At 72.8% G+C, this 776-nt stretch carries 1 protein-coding gene; it reads left to right on the top strand.

Translation table 11 applies throughout. The features are described 5' to 3' along the window. Positions 1 to 21: 21 nt before the first annotated feature. Positions 22 to 776, top strand: a 755-nt coding sequence (locus AC1D12_RS34545) for a GAF domain-containing protein (RefSeq protein WP_477845559.1), incomplete at its 3' end; no start/stop codon positions are given.

The following is a 776-nucleotide window of genomic DNA, read 5'->3' as shown; positions in this document are numbered from 1 at the left end:
GCCTACCGCGGCGCCTACGGCATGAGCCCGAAGCCGCGGCCGATGGGCACGCAGCTCGAGCTGACCGCGCGCCGCAAGGATGGCAGCGAGGTGATGGTCGAGATCGCGCTGAGCCCGCTGCAGGACGACGGCCTGCCCTACGTGGTCGCGGCGATCCGCGGCATTGCCGGCTACCCGCGGGTGCAGCAGGCGCTGCAGCAGGCCCGCTACAGCGAATACATCGCCAAGCTCGCCCGGCTGGCAGTCGACACCCGCGACCCGCAGGCGCTGCTCAGGCAGGTGCCGCAGATCGCCGCTGAAGGCATGCAGGCCGAGATGGCCCTGGTCTGGCTGCTGGAGCCGAACCGGATCGAGTTCCGGCTGGCGGCCGGCGTCGGCCTGGACGGCGAGGAGGTCGAGGGGCGGCGCGTGCCCAACCGTCCCGACACGCCGRCCGGCTTCGTGCTGGCCGAGGGGCGGCCGGTGGTGGTGTCCAACTATGCCCGCGAGACGCGCTTCAAGGTGCCGCCCGACTACCTGGCGCGCGGGCTGGTCAGCGGGCTGGCGGTGCCGCTGTCCGACCGCGGCAGCACCGTCGGCGTGCTCGCGGTGCGCAGCCGCGAGGCGCGCCGCTTCGGCGACGACGAGCTGCGCTTCCTCGATTCGCTGTCGAGCCTGCTGGCCACCAGCCTGCAGCGGGCGCAGACCGAGGAGCAGCTGAGCCATGCGCAGCGCATGGAGAGCGTCGGCCAGCTGACCGGCGGCATCGCGCACGACTTCAACAACTTCCTGAGCGC

This window comes from Rhizobacter sp. P1_G5, from assembly GCF_056405435.1.
The sequence above is the reverse complement of the archived record's forward strand: the minus strand, read 5'-3'. Positions and strand labels throughout refer to the sequence as shown.